Origin of the sequence: Bradyrhizobium sp. Leo170 (assembly GCF_004296405.1) — a bacterium.
Taxonomy (GTDB): domain Bacteria; phylum Pseudomonadota; class Alphaproteobacteria; order Rhizobiales; family Xanthobacteraceae; genus Bradyrhizobium.
The window spans coordinates 36,900-55,539 of the sequence record NZ_PSRR01000014.1 but is presented as its reverse complement, the minus strand read 5'-3'; the positions used below and the strand labels follow the sequence as shown (position 1 = coordinate 55,539).

The window sequence follows — 18,640 nt, the reverse complement described above, 5'->3', positions numbered from 1 at the left end:
AACCTGAAGGCCTACGGCGAATTCGCCAATGAAAATCGGCCAGCGGGCTGGAACATCTGGCTGACGTTCAATCTTTCGCCTGCGGCGCCAACGCCGCCCACGCCCTCAAGGCCCAGGTTCACGAAGTAGAAGTGCCGGCGCCAACGTCACGGCGACGAAGGCGGCGAATTCAGGCGATCGGGATTTTTCGCGAGTGTGTCCCGAGGAGACAGCGGAGAGCAATGCCTTCTAGTTAAATGTAGAAGCGACGCCGCAATCAAGCTCGACGTGCAAGCCTGTCGGCACCTGCGGCGATCGCCCGCGCGATGGTCCGCTCCTGGTCGACGCGCAGCAGCCGAAGCCCAGGCCCGGGAGCTGCATTCCCGTGTATCCGAGGATTGGGCGGTGTCCCGCTGGTGCAACGCAGCGAAGCAATGTCCGCTTTGCCCCTGGAGCGACTCGGTTACCTTTTGACAGCGAAACGACGCGATGGGCCACGTGTGGACGGCTCCTGGTTGGCAAGTAGAATCTTCACCTTGCGGCGTTGGTCGGAGCGGCCATGTGTTCGGCCTGTTTTCGCGGTTCACATGACCGCTGGCCATAATGCCCTCCGCGGATCAGGTCCCGGTCAAAAGCACGCATTCGAAGATGCTGTGGCCCTAGTGGGTTGTCCTGATCGCCGGATCGACCGGCGCTGCATTAAGTGCTGTTCGCCTTCCCAACCGTTACGTCACACCGGATATCCGGTGTAATCTCGTCTGGTCACACCGCGAGAGCGGCGGGTTCATTGTAACATTCGCCCTTCGCCATCATTGCCCAAGCCATCCGGGCGAGTTTGTTGGCGAGCGCAATGGCTGCAATCTTCGTGGGGCGCCGGGTCAACAGTCGAGTGAGCCAGGGCCGATGATCGGTGCCATGGATCTTGGCATAGCGGATCACAGCGAGCGCGCCGGCCGTGAACAGGCTGCGCAAATAGCGATCGCCTCGTTTGCTGATACTACCAAGCTTGTCCTTGCCCCCGCTCGAGTTCTGCTTCGGCACGAGCCCAACCCAAGCCGAGAAGTCTCGTCCCGATCGGAAGGCCCTGGGATCAGCGATGCTGGCGACCAGAGCTGTTGCCAGCGCCGGCCCGACGCCGGGGATTGCGTCCAGCCGTTTGCTCGTCGCGCTTGATCGATGCCAGGCGATGATGCGTCGGTCGAACTCCAGGATTTGGGCCTTCAATGCCCGTAATTGACTGCCGAGAGCAGCAAGACAAGCACGGGCCACCTCGGGGAGGCGGTGGTTGGCTTTATCGGCGACGACTTCCAGCAGTTGCTCGACACCCCTGCGCCCGACAGGGGCGACAATCCCGAACTCAGCGAGATAGGCGCGGATTGAGTTGATTACCGCAGTCTGCTGGCGAATGAAGAGATGGCGCGCTCGATGAAGCATCAGACAGCTCTGTTGCTCGACTGTCTTGGTCGGCACGAACCGCATGTTAGGCCTTGTGACCGCCTCGCAAATTGCCTCCGCGTCAGTGGCATCATTCTTCTGCCGCTTGACCTAGGGCTTCACATAAGCCGGATGCATTAATCGCACCGTATGCCCTAACGCCTGTAGCTCGCGGGACCAATGGTGCGATGATGCGCAAGCCTCGATCCCCACCAGGCACGGCGGCAGTTTCTGGAAAAATGCCAGGACGTGGCGGCGCCTCAACTGACGGCGCAGGACCACTTGGCCCGCTGCGTCAACACCGTGCGCTTGGAAGACCGACTTCGCAATATCCAGACCGATCGTCGAAATTGACTGCATAGGCTGCTCCTCCGAATCGTGGGAGCTCAAAACGGCGCCCAATCCTTGGCACCCTCGTGCCGGTGGAGGAGCCGTCCACAGCATCAAAAGGCGACACTCAACCCACCTTTCCAGCACCCCTGCGGGAGCCGATCAAACGGTCTCAAAAAGGGCTCCAACAAGGTGGTCTGCAAGCAAAAAAGTCGCGCCGACAGGAGTGGGCGCGACTCGGCATCGCCAGAATTCGATCAGGAATGAGGCCGTCGACTACTTCTCTTTGATAACGGTCGTGCTGCTAGTGCCGCTAGTGCTACCAACAGTGCCTTCATCGCAGACCTTGGTCTGCTTGATGCGGTCTTCAGCTTCCACGCGGCTCGTGAAGGCCATTGGACCGATCTGCGTCACGACTTCCTTGTCCGCGGGGCGCGTGGTGGTAATCGTGCAGTGACGGCTGGGTCCTTGTACGACGTAATACTCATCAGCCAGTGCTGGGGCGGCGCATCCGATGATTAGCGCGCCAGCAAGAAGAAGGGGTGCTTTCATTGTCGCCTCTCTATTCAAGTACTGGCCGAATAAAGGACGAGCGCGGTGAACAGAAATCCGCGTGCTACTGCGAACTCGACTAGATTGCCGCTCATCGTTCAATCCTCTCGGCGGTTCTGTAACTCGCCCGACGGTTTGGAGTTCCGAGATTTCTGGTGCAATGTAGGCCAGCACCAAACCAGCTGAATTTGGTTGCAATGGTACAAAGACCCTGAGTTCTGCTCCGGGTCTTGGTTGTGTAAAAACGCGGCGGCGACCGAATTGCGGAGAAAAGCATTCCTTCAGACGCTTCTTCAGAGTGTGCAAGGAGCATACTTGGCTGCAACGCGAGTTCACTTGAGAAGCAAATTCTCCACGCTTTGCATGATCCGACGTTTTCACACAGCCAGGGTCAAAAGCGTCGCTTGGGAAGTAGCTCCGTCACTTCCGGTCTACCCCGATAAGCGGACCATCTCAGGGCCCGGCTGGACTTCGCAAAAGGGCCAGATGCGGGACAAGCACCGCCTCGCTTGGGGACGGCATGGGCCGCCGAAAAGCACATCAAAGCGCATTATTTTCGAGGCGGGTGGACGCCGCCGCAATATTATAGCTTCCAGCCCCGACCTTCCCGAACAGGGGCACTTCTGGTGACGGCCCCCCATGATTGATACGCGAATCCAGTGGCTCAAAGAGCTTGAGCGTTTAAGCAGCATTGTCCGTGGCTATGGTCTGAGTGGAACGCAGAAGGACTCGATTTACGTCACGCGACAGGGAGGACAGTCGATCTTCCACGACAGTGATGCGTTTAATGTTGCGAATTCAGCGCCGCACAATGCGATTGTCGTGGATGCCGTCGATGCTTTGCAAGGTAAGATGCCAGAACCTGCCATCCGCGCTTTGTTGGGCGAACTCACCTACCGCAAGACTTATGGCGCATTCAGCGAGGTGATGGCTTACAAATGGTTTGGGGATGCGGGGGCTGCTTTCGTAGCCCAGGTCCCGTTAACGAAATTGGATGTGGTCAATCCGAACGGTTCGACACTCGATGGGCAGGTCACACTCGCAGGGGACAAAATCGCCTATTTCGACGTCAAAGGTTTTGGATTTGTTGCGCACAAAATCAAGCTCTTGCAGGAGCGGTTGGAAGCCCAGCTTCCGGGCCAGAGCGTCCTCATCGAAGGCGATTGGAACGTGTCCATCGATATGCTTCAGGATTTGCTCGACTATAACGGGTTCTCCAAGCTCCTGGGCGAGTTGCAAGTCACGCGCCGGGCCACGCGCGGTTCGCTTGAATTCCGTGCGCAGCAACAGCAGCGCGTCACGATTTCGGGCCACGCCAGCGACCCTCTGTCGCTCGCCCGGGAAAACCGCGATTATCCGTTGCGGTTCGCGGGGCAGTATGCGCGTAACAAGCCGTTTTTGCTGGCCTTCGTCATTCACCCATGGTTTAGCCAGGGCCAGCTCCATCAGAATTTCGGTGGATTCGTCGATGCCTTTACCGAAGAGTTGTCCAGGCTCGCCTTCGCGTCTTTCGCAAAGGACCAAACGCAATTGCTAGGTATGTCGCACGCCGAGTTGACGCGGCTGCTTTCAGGTCTCGTCTTCCTCAACGGTTGGCCGGTCGCCGGGACCGACGCGCCACGCCCCAATCCCTCTTGCCGAATCTATCTCAATGGAAATGCCAAGCATAAGCTGAGGGTCTCACATTTTGCGAAGTTTAAGAAGGCGTTAGGCGATGGTCTTGTCGTGAAACAAATTTCACGGTCGCGCTGGTCAAGTCCGCTCATGGCCGCGATAGCATTGCTAGCCATCGTCACAATCGGATCTATTGGCGCGTATCTCGCTTTCGGCCGTTGAATCGTATTGCCTTAGTCCGCTAATGGAATGGTCCGGCCGTGCTCCGGCCCTGCCAGTACGAGAAGCTGGCCAGGGGCGCTCAAGACAAGGAGCCCGCCATGTCTCGGAAACTCCACGCAGCAATCGCCGTGATCGGCATCGATATCGGCAAGAACTCATTCCACATCGTAGGTCATGATCACCGCGGTGCGATCGTGCTGCGGCAGAAGTGGTTACGCGGCCAGGTCGAAACGCGGCTTGCCAACCTGCCGCCGTGCTTGATCGGGATGGAGGCCTGCGTCGGCGCCCATCATCTCAGTCGCAGGCTCCAAATGCTTGGCCACGACGCGCGCCTGATGCCGGCGAAATATGTGCGCCCCTATTCGAAGGGACAGAAGAATGACTTCCGAGATGCGGAAGCCATCGCCGAGGCTGTCCAACGCCCGACCATGAAGTTCGTCGCAACCAAGACCGCCGATCAGCTCGACCTTCAGGCGCTGCACCGCGTCCGCGATCGATTGGTCGGTCAGCGGACCGGCGTCATCAATCAGATCCGTGCGTTCCTGCTGGAGCGGGGCATCGCCGTGCGGCAAGGCCCGCATTCCCTGCGGTCCGAGTTGCCAGGTATCCTCGCGACGCGCGCCGATGTGCTCTCGCCTCGCATGTTGCGCATCATCGAGGATCTGGCGGGAGACTGGCGCCGGCTGGATGCGCGTATCGAGGGTCTATCTGGCGAAATCGAAACACTGGCCCGTCAAGATAACGCCTGCGAGCGACTGATGACGGTGCCTGGCATTGGCCCGCTGATCTCGAGCGCAATGGTGGCCGCGATCGGCACCGGAGACGTGTTCTCGAAAGGCCGCGACTTCGGCGCCTGGCTTGGACTGGTGCCGAAGCAGATCTCGACCGGCGACCGCACCATCCTCGGCAAGATATCAAGGCGTGGCAACCGCTACCTGCGCGCGCTGTTCGTGCAAGCCGCGTGGGTCGTGCTGGTCAAGGTCAAGTGTTGGGAGCGCTATGGCCTCAAATCCTGGATCGAAACCGCCAAGAAACGATTGCACCACAACGTGCTGGCGATTGCGCTCGCCAACAAGCTCGCCCGGATCGCCTGGGCGGTTCTTCACAAGGGACGCGCCTTCGACTGCGTCAAGACGGAGGAGACGGCGTCCCGACCTGCTTGATCCTCGCGCCGTGCTCGGGCCGTCAAGGCGCGGCCTGGCAGCGGGAGAGCAAGACGTCCGGACAGCACGACGGCCGGCCTTGACGGCCCTTGCGCGCGGCGCGTCTGCGGGCGCAGGTCGGGACGAAGGAACGACCGCCAGGCACGAACAAAGGAACAGCGCGAAGTGAGGAGAGAGCTATCGATGACGTAACCAACATCCCTTACCCGCCGAGGTCTGCGAGAGGATGAGACGACGATGGAGGATCGGTCTTCCCGGCGCATGCGAACACTGGTGACCCAAATGGCCCCGTTCGAGGCCTGTCCGCTAATCAGCGCGCATGCGCGCTGATATCCATGATGGCTCGGAGCACCAGACGCTCCAATCAGAGGCCGGATACATTGATGCAAGACCGTATCTGCCAGGTTCACGAAACCTCTTGCAACGCGCGGCCGGACCATACATTTGGGTCAAAATCCGAAGAACTCGCTTTGAGCACAATTGGTCTGCTGTGCTCCCGGAAGCGGACTTCACATCCGGTTTAAGGCGGCCTTTCTTTTTGTGTGCACCCCCAGCGGCTTCTCGGGTCCCTTGGGAGCCTGAAGAACTGCGGCGACTTGGCGGCCTTGAGTTCAGATCGCGCAAATTGCGGGATTTGGAAACTCTAAAGAAACTGGAGCTATAAGAAGGTAATGGGCTCCGTAATTCCATTTCGCCGCCGGTCGAAATTGCCGATTGTCCTCGGGGCTATCAGTGCGGTGGTGTTCGCCTTTGCCACGACCATGACATTCCTGAACTGGCGAAGCAGTCCCGGTCACGAAGCGGCTAACGTCGAAATTATTCGCCCCGCTCCGAAGCCGGCCGGTCCAATCGAGGCGATTGACGGCGATACCGTGCGCATGAACGGCACCGTCTATCGATTGACAGGGTTCGATACGCCAGAGCGCGGCGACAAGGCGCAATGCGATGACGAGCGCCGCCGCGCCGAAGCCGCCACCGCACGCCTCCGGACTCTTCTTAGCAGCGGCAATGCAAGCCTGGAGCGCGTTGCGTGCGCCTGCCGTCCGGGACAGGAGGGCACCCCGAATTGTAATTACGGGCGGCTGTGTGGATCGCTAACGATCGGCGGGCGTGATGTCGGGCAAATCCTGATCGGGGAAGGTCTCGCACATCCCTACGTCTGCGGCGCGACGAGTTGCCCGAAACGTCGCGCTTGGTGCGGATAGCGGTGGTCCGCAAAGTTTGCGAGTTTGCCGAGATCGACGAACCGGAACATTCCGTCACCATGACGGATGACAGGTTTATTCCAGAACCTCGTATTCGAATGCGACGCCTTCCGGGTCGTTTTGCTCGAACCACCTCAGCAGCGTCCGCATTCGCGAACACCTTGATGTGGTCCTTGTCCCCGACCTGCTTGCTGGTGTCGACGTAAACAAAGACGGTCATTGGTCCCTCTTCAGCTTGCGGCGTCCCAATGATGGTCCTTTCGCGCCGGATTGAACGGTCGAACATGGTGACGGTTCAAGGCGGGCATCATGCCGATCCGGGCGAACATCGTCGGGCCATCGAGCTCGACCACCAGCATGAGCGCCTCGATTGCAGCCTGCCACTCCGGCGCCTTGGCTTCATTCTCGGGAAGGGCGGTGATGTAGTTCGCAGCGTCGCGCAGGGAGATGGTAGGCGTTCCAAGGCTCAGTGAACCATATCTCGATGGGAAATTGTGCCCGCCATACTGGCCAGACCATAAAATAGGCCGCCAGCGCGCCAAGCACGCACAGGTGCAGTGCACCCCGTTTAGAGACAACTTCGCCCGCCATGCGCGCTATCGAGCGTACGTGGTGGTTAAGCAAATAGAGGCTGCCGACCTCATCCAGTCATTGAAAATTTGTAAGGCTGTTTTTGGTAACGTCTTCTCGCGAGAAACGCTGCCACTGCCACGGCTACTACGGTGAACGATCCATGCCAATCCTTAAGAACCCCAAACATGAGCGCGTTGCCCAGGAGCTTGCCAAAGGACGCTCTGCTGCTCAGGCGCACATAGAGGCAGGCTACAAAGCCAATAGGCACAACGCCTCGGCTCTAGCCCGCACGCAACCCATTAAAACCCGGGTATCTGAACTGCTTGAGAAGCGCGAAAGGGCGGATGCGAAAGCCACCGACAAGGCCGTGGAGAAGCTGGCGCTGACCAAAGAGTGGGTCATGGGCAAGCTAATCGAGAACGTTGAGCGTGCGCTGCAAGCCCGGCGCGTGCGTGGCGAAGCGGGGGAAGAGCAGGGGGAATACCAGTACGAGGGAAGTGTTGCGAACCGCGCGCTGGAGCTACTTGGTAAAGAATTGGGCATGTTCATTAACCGCAAGGAGGTCGGCAAGCCGGGCGAATTCGAGGGTATGACGGACGAAGAACTCGATGCGCAAATTGAAGAGCTTCTCTCGCGCGGAACAACTGGCGAGGGCGCTCAGGGAACGGGAGCTACGCGGCCCAAAAAAGGAATACTGAAGCCTCACTGAGTTCTGAGGCAAGCGTCCCATGAGCCCAACGATGTCGGCCCCACCCTATCGCGCATGCGCAACGGGGTGAGGCGCTAGCGAGACTAGTCGCCTTCAGTCGTTGTCGGCATGCTGGTCGTGACCCCCGCCAGGCGGCAAGGTGCGGCCCGTCAACGTGTCCCAGAAGTCGCATTGGTGGGCCGTCTCGAAGTTCGTTACCGTGATCGGAGATGGTGGCACGAGCGACAGGTACACCTGATGGTTGCGACGAAAGCGGGGCCAGTGCGGTTGCCCGTGCCCGTTGGGATCGCCGCCCCTGGCGAATTCCGTCCAGTAGCCGACCATGCGGTCCGACAGCTTGTGCTGATTGGCGTCGAGCGGCGTCTGCGGGAGATTCAAACCAAATCCCGACGGGTTGGCGACCGGGAAGAGATACTGGATCTCCGAGGCGTGCGATGAGCCGTATGGGATGCTCATGGGCGGCAGGAAGTTCTGCGGCGCGTTCTCGTCGTTGAACTCGTACGCGAAGGTCGCGACGAACTGAGACGCAAGCTCATCCACGAACCGTGCCGGACAGGCGTAGTTCGTGTCCGTTCCCACCGCGCCGACCGCATGATCGAAGCTTGGGAATTGCGCAGGGACCTGATAATGGCTGGCCACCTGCGGCGCCGCCGCCGCGTTGCCGATCGTCGCTGCGATCGCCGACACATAGGTGGCGGCGGTGACCGGACCGCCGGCGAGGTCGAAGCCCGAGCCCACAAACAGGCGCCACTCGTCACGGTTCGTACCGTTCATCAGCGGTACGCGGTTGAATTGCCCCGAAGCGAGCGCGGCTCCGACCGACTGGGTCAGCACCTTGCCGTCGACGTTGGGTGGCGCCCCGCTGCCCAACAGTGTGAGAGACTGGTTGGCGAGAATGGTGGAAACCGAAAGGCCGCGCAGGCACGTAAGCACATCGGTGGGGTTCGGCTGATTGCACCCGACGGCCGCCGCGAACCTGGCTCCCCTCGCCTCGGTCTGCGCCAGCGTCGGCTGCGTCTGCATATAGGCGCCGCTCTCGACGATCGCGCGATGGAACAGCCCATGGGCCGTGGGCGACACGAGGTTGACGAACGTGCTAAGCCCACCCGCCGATTCGCCGAATATCGTTACCTTGTCCGGGTCGCCGCCGAACGCCCTGATGTTCCGGCGCACCCACTTCAGGGCCGCCTGCTGATCCTGGATGCCGTAGTTGCCGGATACGTGATCGGGAGAGTCGCCGGTCAGGGCCGGATGGGCCAGGAATCCGAGTGCCCCGAGCCGATAGTTGATGGTCACCACGACCACGCCGCGCTGCACAAGCTTGCTCGCATCGTATATGTCGCTCTCGCCGACCACGAGCGAGCCGCCGTGGATCCACACCATCACCGGGTGCGCGTCTTTGTCATCGTTGCCGCGCCCGCGGTCGTGGTCGCCGTTGCTGTTTGGAGCAAAGACGTTGAGGAACAGGCAGTCTTCGGTCGACGTCGGATTGCCGTACGCCCCCGCCGTCTGTGGACAATGGTTGCCGAATTGAGTCGCGTCCTGCGTGGCGACCGAAGGCCTCACCGGTTGCGGCGCCTTCCAGCGCAGGTTCCCGGTCACCGGCTGGGCATAGCGGATGCCGAGGAATTCCCGCATCGTACCCGTCGTGTCGAATTTACCCTCGAACGTGCCGTCCGGCGCCGTCACCCGCGCTGGTGCAGCGAGCAGCGGCGCGGCCCACGCCGCGGCGATGCCGAGCACAAGCGTCGAGCAGAGTACGTTCCACAGTGGCAGTCGCGGCCGCGCCGATTCTTGCGGCCGTTGAACGGAAACGAGTTTCTCTTTGAGCATTGTCTTCCTCCTACTGCATCCGCGTTCTTCTTTGCCCGAGCCTCGCAGAACGGACATGTCGCGGCATGGTTCTTGTTATGCGGAGTGTTCAACCGCAGATTGATCGTAAGAGGGAGCGACGACCAAGGTGTGACAGTCTAGCGAAAACGCCGATGCGCATCGGACGGATCACGCTGTAAATCCAGGGCTTGATGAAGCGGGCGAGCGGGGCGGCTTATTTCCGATTCGAGCGTTAAGCTCGACGTCGGAAGTGGCCCATCGCGTCACTTCGCGGCGAGGAGCAGACTTCGGCTGCGCAATAGGGAGCCGCTTGTCTAGCCGGCCGCGAGCCGCCACGTTCCTAGCTCCGGAAAATGACCTTGGTGTCCAACGAGACGCGCCTGTACAGGTCCTCGACGCCGTCATTGGCCAGGCGAATGCATCCAGTCGTAACGAGGTGACCGATCGTCTTCGGCGAGTTGGTACCGTTGATGAGCAGCCCAGGTTGATCGAGCAAGGAGCGCTCTCGCTCCGAGCGGATTGCCCCGGCCGCCCGCTTAATGCGGGGAGAGGCTCGGTCCCTCGATCCCGTGTGCGTCTAGGGCGTGTACAGATGTCGGCTTTTTGGAGCTAAGCAGAAATCTTCTGCTTGATCCGCGCATTGCCGGTTTTGACCCAAGTCGGACATCGGAGGCAGAGACAATGAGTGACTGCTTATCTGTTTGGCGGTCTGCGAACGGCCGAACTAGTGCATCGCAACCTTGATCATCGCGGGCGCGCTCGGCGGGAAGTGCATAGGCAGGCATGCCATTTTCTGGTATGTTTTTGCGAGGCGGATGCGCTCGCCGTGTGCGGTCGTAGAGGGTGGAGAGTTGATGGGCTAAACCAAGGGAGAACGACCATGAAACTTGCCACGATAGCATTGGCTTCAGCGTTCGCACTCTCAAGCACCTTCGCACTCGCCGGGACAAGTCAACATAAGCACCATAAGTACAAGTCGGGCGCCAGGACTTACCAAGGTACGGTCGGCATGGGTTCGACCCGGACAAATAACGGTTTGGGTCGGTATGGCGGCAGCCCAAACGACCGTGGAGGCCTGGTTGGCGGCGCCGACCCCGGCACCTACAAGCCCTAAGAGTAGCGCCGCGTCTCTGCGCCGTAGTGCGCTCTTCGACTGAAGTAGCGCTGTCCCTTACGTGCGCCCTGAAAAGAAACTGACGTTTGACGCGCCATTTCCGGTGGGCCTGACAAACAAGCCCATCGGAAGTGCTTCCGATGGGTTGGCTGCGGAACGCGCGCTGGCCCTGTCTTGTCGGCTTATGGCCCGTCAGCGAAGTGGTGGCACCTGCAATTGAGGTCCGCTTTGCGGGCCAATAGCGGACCAGATTTGCTCGTGCTGAGTTTTTCTCATTTAGACCCACAGCGGTCCAAAGCAGGTCGGACTGAAAGGCGGCTAGCCTGAGCCGCATTGATCTAGCTCAAGCTTGCACAGCGCAATTGGTCGCACTTTCGCTTCGGGTAGCGGAATCGTAACAGAACACGCGGAGGTGCCGATCGATTGATTTGGGATACCTTGCTGATTTGCCTACCGTTTTCTCCATCAGACCCTTGTAGTTCAAATGAAAGGACTGACCATGAGAAATGGACACGCGTTATGGCGTGGGCTGCTGGCTAGTGTTGCCGCGTTCGCGGTGACGAGCCTGCCCGCATCCGCACAACAGCAAAAGCGACCCAACGTCGTCATGCTGATGACAGACGACACTGGCTGGAACGATTTCGGTGCCTATAGCGGGGGTGGCGCTGCTCTCGGCCATCCAACCCCAAACATCGACCGGATCGCCAAGGAAGGCGCGACGTTCACGAACTGGTACGGTCAAGCAAGCTGCACGGCAGGCCGCGCGTCGTTCATTACCGGACGCATTCCGATCCGCTCAGCCCTCTCCATCGTGGTTGCCCCGGGCGACGAGAATGCGCTCAAAAAGGAGACGCCGACCATAGCCGAGTTTTTTCAGAAGAACGGCTACATGACTTACTTTTCCGGCAAGTGGCATCTCGGTGACAAGGCGGAGTCCTATCCGATCGAGCACGGCTTCGACGAGATGAAGGCATTCGCCGCGTATTATCCGGGCGTCTACACCTATGCCGACACGTCCAAGTGGTTCCATCCATGGTTTCCCTCGTACAACCCAGAGGTCGCGAAAGCTTATTTCGAAGTCGTGAACATGTACGAATGGGAGGGAACGGCGGGGCAACCGGCGAAGCGAGGCGAGTACATCACCTACGATCGCCTTGCCGACTTCGACGTCCGGCAGGCCGACTACGCAATTGATTACATCAAGAAGCACGCTAAGGACGCCAAGCCGTTCTTCATGGACGTCAATTTCATGAAGATGCACAACCCGACCAATGCCGCGGCGAAGTTTGCCGGGAAGTCCCGGTTGGGCGACTACTCGGACTCGTTGCTCGAACTCGACGATGATATCGGCCGGATCATGGACACGATCCGCGCGGAAGCTCCGGACACGATCGTCATCCTGACGGCTGATAACGGTGCGTGGCAGGATGCCTATCCCGACGCTGGCACCACGCCGTTCCGTGGCGAAAAGGGTTCAGCATTTGAAGGTGGTTGGCGCGTCCCGGCCTTGATGTGGTGGCCCGGACATCTCCCGGCCGGTACGCAGTATCATGAAATAATGTCGCATATCGACTGCTGGGCGACGCTCGCCAAGATGGTCGGCCTGACCCCGCCGTCGCAGGGCGCATGGACCGACAACAATGGTAAGCCGATCTACTTTGATAGCATCGACAACAGCGAGTACATCCTCGGTCGTGCGAAGCACTCAGCACGAAGGTCGTGGATTTACATCGACGGCGAAAGCTTCATGGGAGCACGCGCGGATGTCGGCGGTGATCCAACCAACCCAGATCTCAGCATTGCGTGGAAGTACTTGTGGACGGCCAAGGACACCTGGCTCGGTCCGGAACAGAACTTGGGCGCGATCGGCTCAGTTTACAATCTCACGATGGACCCGTTCGAGAAATATGACATGGTGTTCAACGGCGCGATGGCGGCACGCATGCCCACACAGTCGCCGGGTAAGTATGCCGGGCAGGACAACGGCTGGGTTCTGGCCCTGATCTTCCCAGTCGTGATGGAGTTCAACAAGTCGATCGTTGACTATCCAAGCATCAAACGGAAGCCGGGCGGAGCCTCGAACGACTGGAGACCCGATCTGCAACGCCCAGAAAACCCAGTCCCGATGCTGGACGTGAAACACCTGCCCAATATCAAGGGCGGCGGAGGGTAATATCGTTCGCGAAATAACTTGTGTACCCCCAAGCCAATTGTTGGCGAACTCTATCTAGCGGCGGCGGGTCGGCTTCATCGAACGGCTCGCCGCCGCGCCTTTGTGAGAGCGTTTCCGCTTGTGGCCCGATTCGGACTTCCGGCGATGTCCGCTTTCATGCCGCTGTTGAGGGCATAGCAGACATGGACCCCGTCCTGATCCGGAGCGCTCTGAGTTGTTAGTACACGCCCTTGGTAGATTGCCCTCGCGGTGGCAAGCTGTCCTTAGCCGCCGACAAGCACCACGACCCCAAAAAGGCACCATGACGGCAATGAAAGCCTTCGACCATTCGTGAGCCAGTGGGACGCAAGGTGGTCAGTCACCGCTCCACTCGGGCAACGAGCGGTGGGGTCGTATCGTTGGTTGGCCACGCCAGGAAAAACAAACTTATCCAGCAGGCAAGATTCAAGAAGATAAAGAGGCTGAGGAGAGAACGGCGACTCATTTGCGATCCCAAATTCCGAGGTAGCCCCAGATTTCCAATGCACACCGTAGCGATCAGGAGAGCGCCACCGCTGCGCCGGCTTTCAGTCGAACTTCCTGATCTGCTCCGGCGAAAAGATATGAACCGCGCCTTCATCGGGGCCTCGCTTCACTTCAGCACGCACCGAGGTCGCCCGGGAGCACGGGGCTGATTTCGAAGCGGCAAGCTCGGCGACCATGCTCAGGTGCCCGAGGCCATCACTGTGCGCCTGGCTGGTACTCTCGATCTCCACGCGCGAGGTGTTATGGTGGCGCACTAAGCTTGAGGCTTTCTCCAAGGCTTCTCCGATGTGCGCCGCGTTGACGATGCCGAAGAGTGCGCGCTTGCCGTCGCTAGTATCGAAGAGCCGGTAAGTGAATAGTCCGGGGGCCATGTCGCCCTCCTAGTCTATCTGTCCAGCGGAGGAGCGAGCCACGCTTGAGCGACGGCTCAAAGTGGTCACTGTGTGTTGCAGATGACCTCTGGCCCGAGTCGCTGACACCGCGTCGTGGTGTGCGGTGAGGCCGCTGACGCTGCTATCGCAGCGCCGGCCGCGGCGATTCCAAGCCTGTGCGCGTGCCGTGCTTCGCGGGTTTGCTGCTGGATCAGCCGGCAATTCGAATATTCCGGCGTTCCGAATCGGGTGCCAATTGACTGGCAATAGGCATCGTCCTGCTGGGCGAGTTTTTCAGGACCAGCAATTGCGTCGCCGACAATTGATCCAGCGCACGCGCCAAGAGTCGGGGCGAGCCCGACAAGAACGGAGAATACCAGGGTTCGCAAATTCAGCCCTCCGCGCTGAACCGGCTGGTGCCGGGTGGTTGAAATTCAGCAGCAGAGGTGCTGACCCCCAATATTGCCACCGCACCGGGAGCGACCCGGTGTTGCTACTAGTGGGTATTTTTGGAGCCACCCGGCGTAAGCCGTTTTACCTCTGCTGCCTTCTCTGCGCATCAGCGGATTTCACGCCACCAATGCGACGGCGGAACGTATTTCAGTAATTTGCCGCCGTAAAGCTGGCCACGGGAACTTGATCCGTGAGCTACCCACACTTCTTGCTAATCGCGCTCGCAAAGGAGGTGTGGTCGATCTTGTGCGACCCAAATCGTCGCCATCCCGCCGCTAACCAAGAGTGGGGCCGGCGCGGTCAAGGCACTCGCTTCCATCGACGTCCACGCTTTGGTTCGGCGCCCTTGGTCGCGCGGTTTGCAAGTCTATCCAGCATCGAGGCCACAGCCGAGGCGGAATAGGCTTTTCCGCGCGGCGTGGTGAATCCCTGAGATGCCAGCTCAGTGGAGATCTGGCGCAATGACAGCCGCGGGCGCAGCTCGCTCAACTCGCGGGCGCACCTCACCAGCTTGGGCTCCTTCTCGGCATAGGTCTTGCGGCCCTCGACTTTGCCGACCTCTTTCCGCTTGCGGTCTCGCGCCGCCCGCAACTTCGCGACCGTTGTGGCCTTGTCGAATTGCGCTATAGCGCCCAGAACCTGTCGGACGAGCACCGCTGTTGGCGTATCCTCAACGAAAAAGTCCGGGGCGCTGGCTGGAACCAGCATCACGCCGAGTCGCTTCAAGTAGTCATGGCCGGCGAGCTGCACGGCCAAGTCGCGGGCGAAGCGATCTGGGCTTTCAACGATGATTGTGCGGACGCCGTTGCTGGCGATCCGATCGAGCATAGCCGAGAAGCCAGGACGCGCTGTGACCGGATCGGCGCCCCTAACAGCAGCATCATAAAACCAATCAACGATCTCGTAGCCAGCCGCCCTAGCGTAGCCTGCGATGGCTGCCCTTTGGCGGCGTTCGCTGTCCTTACTCGCCCGTATTCGGTCACGTCCATAATTGCCGCGGTTGCCAAAGGACCATTGCTCTCGCTACTCCCAGGTTTGCGCTTGCGGGTTAGCTTTCCGATCATTTCATCGAGATTTCCCAGTTTTTTTGCAGTTGAAGAAAGAAGACCGCCCTTTGAAAGACGGTCGAAGAGGTCACGTAGAATCTCTTTTTTCAAGACGTCATTCGGATCATGACCGATCCTGACGTCCCGAAAATCTGGTTCTTCTGAATCCCAGTAGGTCCCGCCAAAGGCCTTTGGAACCTCGTTGCATCCTTGTGTGATCAATTCACCATCGAGAGAAAATAGAGCCGCCCCGACTTGCCGCGACAAGTCCGAAGAGCGGAGCGAGGCCGACTTGGCGGCATACATTCCGTATTCCTCTTTCGAAGGAGCAATATCTGTTCGTCCAAAAAACGCTTGGATGAAGCGAGTGAGCTTATCATCCATCAACTGCTTCGAAAGGCCGTCAATAAAAACGTCGGCCAAGTGAAACGTTTCACGAAGGCGCTGACCAAAATCGTTGTCTTCTTCATTGCTGTCTATATCGATCAGTTGGCTCGTCTTACTGCAAATTTCGTTGTTTGCAGTGGAGGGTGGCAATGTCTTCTTTAGCCGGTCCTCGATAAGTTTCGTGCGCTTCTCCGCCGATCCATAAGCGGAAATGAGAACGAACTGTTTCCCGTAGACGCGGCGAAGTAATGTAATTTCGTCAGGCCGCTTCAATTGTCGAATAACGTACGCGGTAGACTTAGCTGGAGGTTTTTGAGGATCACCAGAAAGTTCCTCACGCCGCCGAGAAATTGCTCGCAGGGCGACCCGCGCGAGAGCACCTGGATCAACAAATTCTCTGCAAAACTCGTTTGCATATTGGATTTTGTAATTCACATCTGAAAAGAAATCGGTCGCCGAAGGCTTTTTAGGCGGAGAGGTCAAAGTAACGTCGATCATCATCTCTTTGGTGAGAAGAATGATCTCAGATTCATATCGGACGGATTGCAGAGCGCTTTGCAGGCTGTTGCAAATCGCAGAGATGTCAACTCCAATTGGACCGGCAATGCCAAAGATCAATTCCGGTCCGGCCGGAGAATCGGGTACGTCAGTCATGTTGATAACCGCTCGTTAAAGAGATCAGTTCTACTGGAACTGTCGCCAGCGGGTTGACTTGATTCGAGATTTAGAGATTTCTTGGTTAATCAAGGCGGGAGAAATGCCATGGCCATCGTAACCCCTCGACGCCGTGAAATTGAGCTGGTCAAAGAAGCTGCTGAGCGAGTCGCGCACAGGACACGCTCGAAGTTCGTGTGGAATGACCCCCCGCCCGCGTCCGAAAATATCGTGGAGGATCAGCCAGCGGCAATCGGCGAAGTGTCGGCGGATTCCCCGATACACTTCAAGTGACGGTAAGCAGTACCAGAGCCTGCACAGTCGGGGGTCGGCACCAGCAATAGTGATTTGACGCCCGTCCGCCACCGCCTGGGCCCGTACATCCGGGCCGGGGACGTGCAGACGTGGAGGGGTGTGAATAAGGCGGAGCAAGGCAAGGGGAGGGCTCGTGCTTCCCGGGCTTCCTGGAGCCGCGACGGATGGCTGAGAAGGCGCTCACCGCCGTGGTGCAGGGAAGCTTCATAGCCCGCCTGCTATGCCGCCGGGTTTCATCCGCGTTTTAGCAGCACGAGTGTCGGAGTGCGCCGGTCTATTCGGGCGGGTTGTCGCGAACGATAGCAGAACCGTTTGCTACCATTTTGCTACCCAACTGCCCAAAACAGAGCGGGACAAGGCGGCACAAGCTGCGGCTTGAAGGCGAGAAAGGCCCGATGATTCAGGCCTTAGTGGTACTAGAACAAACTCCGAATGACAGTAGTGGCCGAACTCCAAAACCGGGGGTCGCAGGTTCGAGCCCTGCCACTCCTGCCAGCATGCCGATATCTTGACGTTTCACCGCTCCCGCAGTACATACCCGCCACCTGCAGCCGGCCCGCGATTAAAAGGCGGATATCCGGCGCGGCTTTAAATCCCCCGAACAACCGAGCCTGTTAACCGGCTCATCCTTCGCGAGAGGGCTGGGCGCTCAAGGACTGTTCGGATTCCTGAAACACTTGAATCGTCTGACGACGGACGCGGACTTTAAAGAATGGCTTTCAGCCCGTTCAAATTCCTGCAGGAAGTGCGCTCGGAGACCGCCAAGGTCACCTGGCCGACCCGTCGTGAGACGACGATCACCACGATCATGGTGTTCGTGATGGTCGCGCTGGCGTCGATCTTCTTCTTCGCCGCGGACCAGATCATCCGCTATCTTATTACCCTCATCCTGGGCATCCACTGATGAGCACGTTAACGCAATCCATGGACAAGCGCTGGTACATCGTCCACGCCTACTCGAACTTCGAGAAGAAGGTGGCGGAATCGATCCGCGAACAGGCCAAGCAGCGCGGGCTGGAAGAGCTGTTCGAACAGGTGCTGGTCCCGACCGAGAAGGTCACCGAAGTCCGCCGCGGCCGCAAGATCGACGCCGAGCGCAAGTTCTTCCCCGGCTATGTGCTGGTGAAGATGAAGCTCACCGACGAAGCCTTCCACCTGATCAAGAATACCCCGAAGGTGACCGGCTTCCTGGGCGCGGAAAACAAGCCGATGCCGATCTCGGAAGCCGAGGCCATGCGGATCCTGCACCAGGTGCAGGAGGGCGTGGAAAGACCGAAGGCGTCGGTGTCGTTCGAGATCGGCGAGAATGTGCGGGTGGCCGACGGGCCGTTCGCCTCGTTCTCGGGCGTGGTGGAAGAAATCGACGAGGCGCGCTCGCGCGTGAAGGTCGCTGTCTCGATCTTCGGCCGTGCCACCCCGGTCGAACTGGAATTCGGTCAGGTCGAGAAGGTCTGATTTGAAGAGGACGTGGGAGGAAGGGGGCGGTCGCCAGCCGCTCCCGGTCCGAACCACGGAACCTGAACCCGCCGGACAATGTCCGGCACAACAGGAGTGATACATGGCAAAGAAAGTGACCGGATACCTGAAGCTTCAGGTCCCGGCCGGTGCGGCGAACCCGTCGCCACCGATCGGCCCCGCGCTCGGTCAGCGCGGTCTCAACATCATGGAATTCTGCAAGGCGTTCAACGCCCAGACGCAGAAGGAAGAGAAGAACACCCCGATCCCGGTGGTCATCACCATCTATGCGGATCGTTCCTTCACCTTCGAGATGAAGACGCCGCCGATGTCTTACTTCTTGAAGCAAGCTGCCAAGATCCAGTCCGGCTCGAAGGCGCCGGGCCGCGACAAGGCCGGCCAGGTGACCAAAGCGCAGGTGCGCGAGATCGCCGAGAAGAAGATGAAGGATCTCAATTGCGACACCATCGAATCGGCCATGAAGATGGTCGAGGGCTCCGCCCGTTCGATGGGTCTAGAAGTTGCGGGGTAAG

General features: G+C 59.3%; 14 protein-coding genes and 2 pseudogenes. 9 read left to right on the top strand and 7 right to left on the bottom strand.

All coding sequences use genetic code 11. The features are described from left to right. Window positions 1-741: 741 nt before the first annotated feature. Both CWO89_RS04910 and CWO89_RS04905 read right to left on the bottom strand, forming a co-directional pair. Window positions 742-1,773 (bottom strand): annotated as a pseudogene (locus CWO89_RS04910) (IS110 family RNA-guided transposase). A gap of 246 nt (window positions 1,774-2,019) precedes the next feature. After that, window positions 2,020-2,295, bottom strand: coding sequence for a hypothetical protein (locus tag CWO89_RS04905; protein WP_130577519.1), 276 nt, complete (start codon window positions 2,293-2,295; stop codon window positions 2,020-2,022). Window positions 2,296-2,934: 639 nt separating this feature from the next. On the opposite strand from CWO89_RS04905, the gene CWO89_RS04900 reads away from it, so the two are divergent. The 3 genes from CWO89_RS04900 to CWO89_RS04890 all read left to right on the top strand — a co-directional run bounded on the left by CWO89_RS04900 (window position 2,935) and on the right by CWO89_RS04890 (window position 6,499). Beyond that, window positions 2,935-4,131 (top strand): hypothetical protein, encoded by a 1,197-nt coding sequence (locus CWO89_RS04900; RefSeq protein ID WP_130577518.1) that lies wholly within the window; start codon window positions 2,935-2,937, stop codon window positions 4,129-4,131. Between the two features lie 98 nt (window positions 4,132-4,229). Continuing rightward, the gene (locus CWO89_RS04895) at window positions 4,230-5,294 is read left to right on the top strand and encodes an IS110 family RNA-guided transposase (protein WP_130577517.1); all 1,065 of its coding nucleotides are present in this window, start codon (window positions 4,230-4,232) and stop codon (window positions 5,292-5,294) included. 740 nt (window positions 5,295-6,034) lie between these two features. After that, entirely contained in the window at window positions 6,035-6,499 is a 465-nt protein-coding gene (locus CWO89_RS04890) for a thermonuclease family protein (RefSeq protein ID WP_130577516.1), read from the top strand. Between the two features lie 230 nt (window positions 6,500-6,729). Here CWO89_RS04890 and CWO89_RS04885 read toward each other — a convergent pair whose 3' ends face one another. Beyond that, window positions 6,730-7,041: a hypothetical protein gene (locus tag CWO89_RS04885; protein WP_245475722.1), complete on the bottom strand. Its 312-nt coding sequence runs from the start codon at window positions 7,039-7,041 to the stop codon at window positions 6,730-6,732. 191 nt (window positions 7,042-7,232) lie between these two features. Here CWO89_RS04885 and CWO89_RS04880 point away from each other — a divergent pair, with 191 nt between their 5' ends. After that, window positions 7,233-7,781: a terminase small subunit gene (locus CWO89_RS04880; RefSeq protein ID WP_130577515.1), complete on the top strand. Its 549-nt coding sequence runs from the start codon at window positions 7,233-7,235 to the stop codon at window positions 7,779-7,781. 93 nt (window positions 7,782-7,874) lie between these two features. On the opposite strand, the gene CWO89_RS04875 is transcribed toward CWO89_RS04880, so the two are convergent. Both CWO89_RS04875 and CWO89_RS45705 read right to left on the bottom strand, forming a co-directional pair. Beyond that, window positions 7,875-9,614: a carboxylesterase/lipase family protein gene (locus CWO89_RS04875; RefSeq protein ID WP_165421008.1), complete on the bottom strand. Its 1,740-nt coding sequence runs from the start codon at window positions 9,612-9,614 to the stop codon at window positions 7,875-7,877. Between the two features lie 340 nt (window positions 9,615-9,954). Next, window positions 9,955-10,150, bottom strand: a pseudogene (locus CWO89_RS45705) (L,D-transpeptidase); the annotation flags it as partial. A 1,062-nt stretch (window positions 10,151-11,212) separates the two neighbouring features. Here CWO89_RS45705 and CWO89_RS04870 point away from each other — a divergent pair. Beyond that, window positions 11,213-12,901 (top strand): arylsulfatase, encoded by a 1,689-nt coding sequence (locus CWO89_RS04870; protein WP_207234395.1) that lies wholly within the window; start codon window positions 11,213-11,215, stop codon window positions 12,899-12,901. Window positions 12,902-13,467: 566 nt separating this feature from the next. Here the strand turns inward: CWO89_RS04870 and CWO89_RS04865 are convergent. Continuing rightward, the gene (locus CWO89_RS04865) at window positions 13,468-13,797 is read right to left on the bottom strand and encodes a hypothetical protein (protein ID WP_130577513.1); all 330 of its coding nucleotides are present in this window, start codon (window positions 13,795-13,797) and stop codon (window positions 13,468-13,470) included. 753 nt (window positions 13,798-14,550) lie between these two features. Next, window positions 14,551-15,183, bottom strand: coding sequence for a recombinase family protein (locus tag CWO89_RS04860; RefSeq protein WP_245475723.1), 633 nt, complete (start codon window positions 15,181-15,183; stop codon window positions 14,551-14,553). 1,262 nt (window positions 15,184-16,445) lie between these two features. On the opposite strand from CWO89_RS04860, the gene CWO89_RS04855 reads away from it, so the two are divergent. The 4 genes from CWO89_RS04855 (at window position 16,446) to rplK (ending at window position 18,639) form a co-directional block, all read left to right on the top strand. Next, on the top strand, window positions 16,446-16,631 hold the full coding sequence (locus CWO89_RS04855; protein WP_130577511.1) for a hypothetical protein: 186 nt from the start codon (window positions 16,446-16,448) through the stop codon (window positions 16,629-16,631). 733 nt (window positions 16,632-17,364) lie between these two features. Then, complete coding sequence (secE, locus tag CWO89_RS04850) at window positions 17,365-17,556, top strand: preprotein translocase subunit SecE (protein ID WP_016840554.1); 192 nt, start codon at window positions 17,365-17,367, stop codon at window positions 17,554-17,556. Window positions 17,557-17,576: 20 nt separating this feature from the next. Beyond that, window positions 17,577-18,107 (top strand): transcription termination/antitermination protein NusG, encoded by a 531-nt coding sequence (nusG, locus tag CWO89_RS04845; protein WP_130577520.1) that lies wholly within the window; start codon window positions 17,577-17,579, stop codon window positions 18,105-18,107. A 103-nt stretch (window positions 18,108-18,210) separates the two neighbouring features. After that, the gene (rplK, locus tag CWO89_RS04840) at window positions 18,211-18,639 is read left to right on the top strand and encodes a 50S ribosomal protein L11 (protein WP_130577510.1); all 429 of its coding nucleotides are present in this window, start codon (window positions 18,211-18,213) and stop codon (window positions 18,637-18,639) included. The last annotated feature ends 1 nt before the right edge of the window (window position 18,640 follow it).

Bases quoted from the DNA above. Each gene is read 5' to 3' on its own strand.
- CWO89_RS04905 (WP_130577519.1), bottom strand. From the start codon at position 2,295: ATGAAAGCACCCCTTCTTCTTGCTGGCGCGCTAATCATCGGATGCGCC.
- CWO89_RS04900 (WP_130577518.1), top strand. From the start codon at position 2,935: ATGATTGATACGCGAATCCAGTGGCTCAAAGAGCTTGAGCGTTTAAGC.
- CWO89_RS04895 (WP_130577517.1), top strand. From the start codon at position 4,230: ATGTCTCGGAAACTCCACGCAGCAATCGCCGTGATCGGCATCGATATC.
- CWO89_RS04880 (WP_130577515.1), top strand. From the start codon at position 7,233: ATGCCAATCCTTAAGAACCCCAAACATGAGCGCGTTGCCCAGGAGCTT.
- CWO89_RS04875 (WP_165421008.1), bottom strand. From the start codon at position 9,614: ATGCTCAAAGAGAAACTCGTTTCCGTTCAACGGCCGCAAGAATCGGCG.
- CWO89_RS04870 (WP_207234395.1), top strand. From the start codon at position 11,213: ATGAAAGGACTGACCATGAGAAATGGACACGCGTTATGGCGTGGGCTG.
- CWO89_RS04865 (WP_130577513.1), bottom strand. From the start codon at position 13,797: ATGGCCCCCGGACTATTCACTTACCGGCTCTTCGATACTAGCGACGGC.
- CWO89_RS04855 (WP_130577511.1), top strand. From the start codon at position 16,446: ATGGCCATCGTAACCCCTCGACGCCGTGAAATTGAGCTGGTCAAAGAA.
- secE (WP_016840554.1), top strand. From the start codon at position 17,365: ATGGCTTTCAGCCCGTTCAAATTCCTGCAGGAAGTGCGCTCGGAGACC.
- nusG (WP_130577520.1), top strand. From the start codon at position 17,577: ATGGACAAGCGCTGGTACATCGTCCACGCCTACTCGAACTTCGAGAAG.
- rplK (WP_130577510.1), top strand. From the start codon at position 18,211: ATGGCAAAGAAAGTGACCGGATACCTGAAGCTTCAGGTCCCGGCCGGT.